6 protein-coding genes and 1 pseudogene are annotated in these 8,877 nt (G+C 61.4%); 3 read left to right on the top strand and 4 right to left on the bottom strand.

Translation table 11 applies throughout. The features are described from left to right. The coding region (locus CNO20_RS21790) for a twin-arginine translocation signal domain-containing protein (RefSeq protein ID WP_143423322.1) at nucleotides 1-361 on the bottom strand (361 nt) is incomplete at its 3' end. Between the two features lie 672 nt (nucleotides 362-1,033). Between CNO20_RS21790 and CNO20_RS21785 the strand changes: the two genes are divergently transcribed. Beyond that, nucleotides 1,034-3,925: a bacterio-opsin activator domain-containing protein gene (locus CNO20_RS21785; RefSeq protein WP_101298314.1), complete on the top strand. Its 2,892-nt coding sequence runs from the start codon at nucleotides 1,034-1,036 to the stop codon at nucleotides 3,923-3,925. 189 nt (nucleotides 3,926-4,114) lie between these two features. Then, nucleotides 4,115-4,315 (top strand): DUF7576 family protein, encoded by a 201-nt coding sequence (locus CNO20_RS21780; protein WP_143423321.1) that lies wholly within the window; start codon nucleotides 4,115-4,117, stop codon nucleotides 4,313-4,315. 835 nt (nucleotides 4,316-5,150) lie between these two features. On the opposite strand, the pseudogene CNO20_RS21775 reads toward CNO20_RS21780, so the two are convergent. Next, a pseudogene (locus tag CNO20_RS21775) lies at nucleotides 5,151-6,824 on the bottom strand (transposase). 159 nt (nucleotides 6,825-6,983) lie between these two features. On the opposite strand from CNO20_RS21775, the gene CNO20_RS21770 reads away from it, so the two are divergent. After that, the gene (locus tag CNO20_RS21770) at nucleotides 6,984-7,616 is read left to right on the top strand and encodes a LysE family translocator (RefSeq protein ID WP_101298312.1); all 633 of its coding nucleotides are present in this window, start codon (nucleotides 6,984-6,986) and stop codon (nucleotides 7,614-7,616) included. Nucleotides 7,617-7,816: 200 nt separating this feature from the next. Here the strand turns inward: CNO20_RS21770 and CNO20_RS21765 are convergent, their stop codons facing one another. Both CNO20_RS21765 and CNO20_RS21760 read right to left on the bottom strand, forming a co-directional pair. Further along, entirely contained in the window at nucleotides 7,817-8,290 is a 474-nt protein-coding gene (locus tag CNO20_RS21765) for a PIN domain-containing protein (protein ID WP_101298311.1), read from the bottom strand. Further along, nucleotides 8,287-8,763: a helix-turn-helix domain-containing protein gene (locus CNO20_RS21760; protein WP_101298310.1), complete on the bottom strand. Its 477-nt coding sequence runs from the start codon at nucleotides 8,761-8,763 to the stop codon at nucleotides 8,287-8,289. The genes CNO20_RS21765 and CNO20_RS21760 overlap by 4 nt, the downstream gene beginning before the upstream one ends. Nucleotides 8,764-8,877: the final 114 nt, after the last annotated feature.

Genomic DNA, 8,877 nt, shown 5'->3' with positions numbered 1-8,877 from the left:
TGACCCGGTTGTCGAGGACGATCGGGAACTGCTCGCCCGCCTCCTGGGCGTCGTACGACGAGTGGACGTAGACCTTGTCGCCGTCCTGCGCGTCGTTCCAGGCGGCCTCGATCGTCTCGTAGGCGAGCCCCTTCCCGACGATAAGCCGACCGCCGAGATTCAGCTTCGGACCGATCTGGATGGCCGTGTCCTGCACGTCTCCGTTCGCCGCCGCGCCCAGGTCGGCTCTCCCGTCCGCCGCCCGGGTCACGCCGCTTCCGAGCGCGAGCGATCCCGCTCCGGTCGTTTGAAGGAAACTGCGCCGCGACCAGGTCGCCCCCGGTCCCGTACTCTCTCCCGCTTCGTTCGTGTCTTTCGTCATTGGGTGTGTTCGCGTTCCGCGTTCAGTCGTCCGCAATCGTTGGAAGGTCTCTACAGCCGATGGAATCCGATCCGTTGGCCGGATCGAATTTCATTAGAACCAGAGAGTCTTTCCGTCATTGTATTTCGTAGATTAATTGAAGTTAGCATCGTCATTCCGTCTCTAGCGGGGGAAGCGGACGGGGGAGTAAGTCTAGTCTTCTCAGTACTTAACCTAAGAAGATACGATGAGAAATTTTCGCGTGAGCGGACGGAGAACCGCGATTTCGAGGGCTGAAACGGCGACTATCGGATCATCCGTCGATCCGCCGACTCGCGTCGATCAGCCCAGCGGAGCAGTTGGTGCGATTATATTCAGATCTTGGACACTTTTCGCGGTCCCCGAGGCGTCGGCGACAGCCGCCGGACTTCCGAGCGAGCGTCTGTGCGGGACCCGCTCGGATCCGGACGGACGGGAGACGGCCGCGAGGAGACGGAGGTCGACCGCGCGGGATGAGGTTCGACCGCGGGGAGACGCGCGCTCGGCGAAACGACGTTGTGGTCTCGATCGTAGGCGACGAAGCCGTCGTCGGCCAGTTTCGGCGGCTTTCGAGGCCGACCGTGGGGCGTCATCGCTGACGCCCCGCCGGCCCGACGGACTCGTTAAATACGGGCGGGCCGATTCGATGGACGGATGGCTGACCCGGTCCGCCTGCTGTACGTCACACCGAACGACGATCACTTCGCCCGGACGAAGGCCGTGTTCGACGAGGAGTACCCGGAGCTCTCGGTCACGCGCCGCTCCGACGGAGCGTCCGCGCGCGCGCTGCTCAGCCGGGAACCCGTCGACTGCGTCGTGGGCGCGACGGAACTCCCGGACGAGACAGCCCCCCGGCTGTTCGCGGCCGTCCGCGAGGGCGGCGACGACGTGCCGCTGATCGCGGTCGCGGAGCGGGGGGCGGACGCACCCGCCCGGGAGATCTACGACGCCGGCGCGGACGGGTACGTTCAGCGCGCGGAGACCGAGCGGGCGCACGCGTTGGCGGGGCAGATACGAGCGTCCGTCGAGAGGGCCCGCGGGCGGAACGCCGAGCCGAGCGACGGGTACCTGCGGGCGCTGACGGAGACGATGTCGGACGCGATCGTCACCGTCGACGAGAGCGGAACGATCAGGTACGCGAACGCGGCCCTCGAGGAGACACTCGGGTACGGTCCCGAAGAGCTCGTCGGCCGGCCGCTGACGGCGCTGATACCGGCGGTGTCTCGATCCCGCCACGACGCCGCGTTTCGACGCTACCTGTCTTCGGGCGAGCGGCGACTGAACTGGGAGAACGTAGCGGTGACCGGCGTCCGGAAGGACGGCACCGAGGTGCCGCTCAGCGTCTCGTTCAGCGAGTTCGCACACGAGGGACGGCGCTACGTCACCGGCGTCGTGCGCGACGTCAGCGAGCGCGAGCGCCTGCGGAGCGAACTCGACGGCGTGCTCGAACGGGTCACTGACGCGTTCTTCGCGCTGGACGCCGAGTGGCGGTTCACGTACGTGAACGAACGGGCCGAGGAGCTCATCGACGGCACCGAGGCCGAACTCCTCGGCAACCTCGTCTGGGACATGTACCCGGAGGCGGTCGGGACCGCGTTTCAGCGGGAGTACGAGCGGGCCATGGAGACGCAGGAGGCGGTCGCGTTCGAGGAGTACTACCCCCCGCTCGACGCCTGGTTCCGGGTGCACGCGTACCCCTCCGAGACGGGGCTCTCGGTGTACTTCAGGGACGTTACCGCCCGGAAACACCGCGAGGAGAAACTGGCGGCGCTCACGGACACGATGCGCGCGCTGTTGGACGCGCAGACGCGCGGCGAGGTGTGCGAAGTCGCCGCAGAGGCGGCCCGGGAGAAACTCGACCTGCCGAACAGCCGCGTCGAACTGTACGACGAGGAAACGGGGCTGCTGCGGCCCGTCACCGACGACGGGCGGCGGCGCGCGGCGTTGCGCGACGAGCGCGGCGACGACGTCGCGTGGCAGGTGTTCGTGGAGGGCGAACCGAGGGTGTACACCGACCTCCGCGTGCCCGAGGGAGGGGACCGCAGCGGCGACAAGCGCGCGGTGTACAGGGCGGAGCGAGTCCACGAGGCGGGCGAGGGCGACGGGAACGGGGAAACGGGCGGAGGAAACGAGGACCGACCGTCGGGCGCCGCGCTCGTCCCGCTCGGGAGACACGGCGTGTTCGTCACGACCGCGAAGGGGACCGGCACGTACTCCGAGACGGACGCGTCGCTGGCCGAGATCCTGGCAGCGGGCGTCCGCGCCGCGCTGGATCAGGCCGACCGCGAGGACACGCTCCGCGAACGAACCGCCGCGCTCGAAGAGAAGAACGAGGCGCTGGAACGGCTCCAGCGGGTGAACGGCGTGATACGGGAGATCGCGCAGGTGTTGACGCAGGCGTCGACCCGCGAGGAGATCGAACAGGCCGTCTGCGACCGGCTCGCGAGCGTCGAGCCCTACCGGTTCGCGTGGATCGGCGTCCACGACACGGTCACGGACGAGATCGTCCCGCGCGCGTTCGGGGGCGTCGAGCGCGGGTACCTGAAGGCGATCACCATGACGGCGGACGAGCGGCTGGCCGGCGGCGGGCCGTCGGGCCGAGCGATCCGGACGCACGACCCGCAGGTCCAGAACAACATCCACAGCGACCCGCCGTTCGAGCCGTGGCGGGAGGAGGCGCTCAAGCGGGGGTACCGGTCGAGCATCGCCGTCCCGCTCGTCTACGGCGAAACCCGCTACGGCGTGTTGAACCTCTACGCCGGGCGTCCGAACGCCTTCAACCCGATGGAGGAGACGGTGCTCGCGGAGCTCGGCGAGACGATCGGACACGCGCTCAACGCCCTCGAGCGGAAGCGGGCGCTCGTGAGCAACCGATCGGTCGAGCTCGAATTCCGGGTGGCAGATCCGATCGACCAGCCGCTCGCGCTCGTCGACGAACTCGGCGGGGAGTTCGCGTTCGAGCACCTGCTCCAGCGCTCGGACGACCGCCTGCACCTGTTTTTCGTCGTCAGGGGCGGCGCGACGGAGGCGCTTTCCGACCGGGCGGCTCGCGCAGTCGGCGTCGACCGGCTCACGAAGGTCGCCGAGCGCGACGGCGAGAGCCTGTTCGAGTGTACGCTCTCGGAACCGACGGTGTTCGCGTCGCTGCTCGACCGGGGGGCGGTTCCCCGGCGGGTGGACCTCGACGAGAACGAGGGACGCGCCGTCGTCCGAGTGCCGCAGCGAGCCGAGGTCCGATCGTTCGTCGACGTGTTCCGACAGCACTTCGGGACCGCCGAACTCGTCGCTCGACGCGAGCGCGACGATCCGGTTCGAACCGCCCAGGAGTTCGCGACCGAGTTCGACGCGCGCCTCACCGAGCGGCAGGAAGAGGTGCTCCGAACCGCGTACTTCGCCGGCTTCTTCGAGTGGCCGCGGGAGAGCACGGGGCAGGACGTCGCCGCGATGCTCGACGTTTCGCAACCCACCGTCCACCGCCACATCCGCGCCGGAGAGCGGAAGCTGTTCTCCCTCCTCTTCGACGGAGAGCCGGTCTCGGAGCGTTGATTTATATGATTAACCCCTATCGGACAGGGTGGGGGTAGCTGTATACTGTTAAGCCCTAATGTGGCTCCGGTCGGCAGTTATCCCGAAGCGGTGCGGCCAGACGCGGTCGACGCGCCGGCGAGAAGCGGAGTCGACGTCCGCGCGCCGGCGGCGGAGTCGCGGCGGGATCCACCGCGACGGGCGCTACAGATGAACGACGCGAAGAACCCACGACGCCAGCGGAGTTTCGGAACCGACACCTGCGCCGCGTGCGAAGCGGTGGTCAACACGACCGAGTGGCGTCCCGCAGCGACCGATCGGGACGAGGCGGGGACGTACCAGGTGTACGTCTTCTGCGATCAGGACTGCCGCACGCGGTGGAAGGAGGGACGAAGCGACTGTCCCGCGTGAGAGCGTATTGAGGGGACAACAGAGGAGACGTACTGAGGGAGAGGGGCGACGGGGGAGCCGAAAAGAGTGCGAATCGAGAACGCAGCCTTCTCGCTGTGTCACACTCCGTTTCCACTGGAGCAGGGAGCGTGTCGATCTGGGCCACCCGTTCAAGAGCTCGGATTCGTTTCCATACAGACCCCGTCGTTCGAGTGTATCGGTCGCGAGACCGCGGGCCAAACGACACCGGAGACGCGCTACGAGAGACAGTCCCCTCCCACGAGGTAGACGTAGCGATGCGAGGAAGCATTTGAACGACGGGGGAGGGGATTGGCGCGCTTTTTCATATACGGCCGGAGCACTCGAAACGCGTGAACGGGTGGTCGGTGGAAGTGTGCCGCTGACGAGTCGGTGAATGCGCGACTGCTCGGACGAACGGGACGCGCACGCCGATCGACGAAGCGGTCGGTTTCGGGCATCTACGCCCCGAATCGCCGGGATCCATCCGTTCGGATCGCCGTACAGTGCCGAGGCGGACGAGTCCACTGCGTGTTTCTGGGCTAATCGACAGTGCGTCGCCGGCGGCGGGTGGTAGGCCGTAAATCGCAGGACTGCGGCGAGTTGAGTGTTGATAAAGCACATATCGGTATATTAATGTGATGGTCCGGAAGTTGAGACTACACCGGGTTTAGCGGGGCTGTGATGCGTGGTTTCGACCGAATCGACGAGCGGAACCTGCTTCAGATTGGTCTCCAGTCGAGCATTCTTATCTAAATACCAACACCATAGCCGAATTTCGACGACTTCCGACAGTGTTGCCACTCAAACGCTATGCTAACCCAGACTGAGGGCTTTACTACCCGATTCCGGTTTCCTTCTTCAGCAGCGTGAGCGTATTGTCGGCTGTCACTATCGGTGAATGCTCGTACTCGCCGGTTAGTTCGACCTGTACGAGCAAATCAACCGCTCGCCAGATAGAGCACAACAGGCACGCGAATGCGAAGTAGAAGAACCGGAGCCCGAAATCCTTCGACGTCGTCGCGGCCATGAACCGCTTGATCGACTTGTACCCACTCTCGATCTCCCAGCGGTAGCCGTACTCGGTGAGGTGTCCACTTCCCCGATTCGTCATGAACACCGAATACTGCCGGTGATCGTCGTGCTCGGAGTCTTCTTTCCGACGGTAGATCAGCGTCGTCTCATGCCACTCATTCTTTCCAAGATGGAGCTTCCGGTCTGTTTCGTATCAGTCTTGATCGCACTGGAGCAATCGTTTTGCCTGGGCTTTCTCGCTGGTCTGCATCCGTTTCGGGACGACGTACGACAGCCCCCGCTGGCCAATCATCTCCAGCACATGCTGGCTGTCGAACTCACGGTCCATCAGTACGCTGTCGACGAGCACATGTTCTTGCGCCATATCTAATAGGTCTTCAACAATCTCCAATCGACTCTCACCCCTCCGTACTGGGCGCACATCAAGTACCAGTGGAACCGCATTGCCGACCAACTGCACTGTCGCCCACTGGTAAGCGTATTCGTCATTCGCTTCTTTTGTGCCGATGATCTCGTCTTCATGACCGCTTCTATCGCCTGTAAACGGATCGGCCTCGGTGATGTCAATTGCAACGATTCCTGCTCGATGGAATTTCTCTGTGTTAGTCACTCGCTCTAAGAGTCGGTCGATGGACTGGTGGTACATCTCACGAATCCGTTCGACAGAAAGGTCACGAAGATGGCTCCGGTGAACGTGTCCAAGTGGGGTTCGGTCACGCCGTGAGTCGTACACAAAGCTTCGAGCACCCTCATTCACTGCCAGACGCTCACGTAACCCGAGATAGGTCTGCAAATCCCAAAACGCGTGCTCGTGGATCTCACATCCTTCGCCCCGATCCAATGAAAAGCCTGGATAGACGATTCGGCTGACGTGGTCTGTGACCTTCTTCGCACACTCAAGCACGGCCCGCTCGTCAAATTCCGATTCGTCTCTCTGCTGGTGACGACGACACATGTCTGGTGGCTCTCGAGGGACAGACACACCTGCTCTATCTGCCTGGAGGAGGATCGTCCGCGCAGCCGTCTTGATCGTATCTCTGAGCTCGGTAGTGAACCGACGGTTCCAGCTCCGCCACAGAGTCGATTGATCGGGTACCGGCTCGATGTCGAGCCGCTGGCACAAAGACGGCTGCTGCTGAAGGTACTCGACGAGTGCTGTCTCGTGGTTCCATCCGTGGAGTTCTTTGAGCAAAAATAACCGCATCAGCAGAGACATACTGTACCGTGTCGATTCTGTGTACCGATCATGAGGGTGGAACTCGACATACGCCAGTGGAAGATCAGACACGAAGTGCTCGATTGACTTGTGACCGTCGTGCTCGAACCAGACCTCAGCAGCGGTCCGAACATCCTCTTCGAGAGCACCAAGCGAGCTCCGATCGTACAGTGGTGTTGAATCGTAGGCTGGCCACCCGCGGTACGATGTTGCTACGATCGTTCGAAAAACCTCGCGTCGAGATATTCGTGTAGAGGGCATTGCTGAGTACTAGTGACTTATTCTATGATATTTGTTCAACCGTCCACTGAAGACAAGTATACTGACATATAACAGTCGAATCTGCAACTAAATAGGCAAAAGAGGCAACCTATAACGGCAACCCGTTGTTTTATTCCACTCATCAGTGGTTTTTGGTTCGTGTTAGAACTTAACGTCATTCTCGCATTCATCCCAGCAGCCCTGGTGCTGATAATCTCACCGGGGCCTGATAGCATCTATACACTGACTCGAAGCATCAGTGATGGCCGGACCGTCGGCGTTACTGCTGCACTGGGATCCTCAACTGGAAGCATCGTCCACACGACAGCGGCGGTTCTCGGACTCTCGGCTATTCTTCAAACATCAGCTGTTGCGTACACCATCGTCAAATTGGTCGGTGCAGCGTACTTGGTCTACCTTGGCGTCCAAACGTTCAGAAGCTCAGAAGAGTTCGAAATCACACCAGAGAGTACGAGCTTCACGCCGACGGAGTCGTTCAAAAGCGCGCTCATGATCAATGTGTTAAATCCGAAGGTAGCAGTATTCTTTCTTGCGTTTCTCCCGCAGTTTGTTCAGCCAGGTGGTTCGACCGCCATCCAGCTGTTTACATTCGGAGTCCTCTTTGCGACACTCGGATTTTGCTATCAAGCACTCTTAGCAATCTTCTCAGCGCGGGCTCGACGAGCCATCACCGAACGCGAACTCGTACAGACGATCCTTCAGACAGTAAGCGGAAGCGTGCTTATCGGCTTCGGGCTCAAGCTCGCGCTTGAACGACGGGTCACATCGTAGTTTTCGAGACATCAACTATCCATCCTTAGCTAGTTTTTGCAAATGACCAGTATGACCAGTGAACGATCTAATGATCATATGCATTGAGAACTCCGGTCTCAACTTTTGGATGGTCCGGAAGTTGCCACAGCTTCGGAGTTTGGGTTGTGATGCATGCCTTCGTTTCACTCCGCGGTAGACTGATAGTCAGAAATTTCACATCATAACACGGTGAGTGGATCGCACAAACGCACACGCTCACCCACGTCCTCTCGGTCAGCGATGTCGCGCACTATCGACCGGAGTTTCCGGTCACCAGTCACGAGAATGACTGTATCGTCTTTCGCAGCTTCGATCACGATAGCAGGAAGGTACTGATCGGCTTGGACTTCGTGCTCTGGGAGCGCCGAGTCGGCGATTCGCCGTCTCGCCTCATCGATCACAGCACTGTATCTGTCGAAATTCGGCGACCGAAGTACGAGGAATCCGTCGTCAACCAAGTTCTGGATATCCCGCGCAGACGTTCGATGATTCGAAGGTGTAGCATCATTGTCGAGGACCGCATCTACGAGTTCTTTTTTGACCGACTGCGGCAACACGAGTGTCTTGCCAGCTTCAACCGCAGCTTGTACCCGCTCTGGAAACGCGCGGCCATGCATGATGACCGCGTTCGCGTCCAACACGATCTCCGTCATCGCGCCAGGAGTTCGAGTTCAGCGGCGGCGCGGAGGAAATCAGCGTGCTGCATGCCGACCGTAGCACTCGCTTCCCGATACGTGAGTTCACCCCCTTCTACTCGCTCCCAAATATCGATGACGGCGTCGATGCTGTCGTCCCCGTACGTGTCGGTGATGTAGCCGAGTGTTTCGGATTCGGTTTCGACGGCGTTCGCTATCGCGTCGAGTGAGAGGTGGAGATCGAACTCGACCGCGGAATACCGCGCAGGTTTGCCTTGTTCGCGGTGGAGCAGTCCGGCTGCGTGTAGGTCTCGGCAGTACTCGTGGGCCGTCGAATGCGGGATCCCTATCGCTTCCTTGAGGTCGGCAACGGAGAACTGGTCGTGCTCGGCGGCGTACGTCAGGATGTCCAGTTTCCGGTCGTTCGCTAGTTGCTCGAACACGGTCTGGAGGCGTTTCCGAGAGAACGGCGCGTCGTTCGAAACACTCATTCGAGACTCACGTATATACGAAGAAGTCGGATATGTGTAAGTATTTCGCCACCACGTCCGGGCATTGTTCAGAGTAGCTGGTTCACGTAGGGAGCGTCCGTCTCATTATCAGTC

The sequence above is a fragment of the Halegenticoccus soli genome (assembly GCF_002844195.1).
GTDB lineage: Archaea > Halobacteriota > Halobacteria > Halobacteriales > Haloferacaceae > Halegenticoccus > Halegenticoccus soli.
Note: the sequence above shows the minus strand (reverse complement) of the source record. Positions and strands in the feature narration are given on the sequence as shown.

What these genes read in the sequence shown, in the direction of transcription:
- CNO20_RS21785 (WP_101298314.1), top strand. Translation starts at nt 1,034, where the DNA reads ATGGCTGACCCGGTCCGCCTGCTGTACGTCACACCGAACGACGATCAC.
- CNO20_RS21780 (WP_143423321.1), top strand. Translation starts at nt 4,115, where the DNA reads ATGAACGACGCGAAGAACCCACGACGCCAGCGGAGTTTCGGAACCGAC.
- CNO20_RS21765 (WP_101298311.1), bottom strand. Translation starts at nt 8,290, where the DNA reads ATGACGGAGATCGTGTTGGACGCGAACGCGGTCATCATGCATGGCCGC.
- CNO20_RS21760 (WP_101298310.1), bottom strand. Translation starts at nt 8,763, where the DNA reads ATGAGTGTTTCGAACGACGCGCCGTTCTCTCGGAAACGCCTCCAGACC.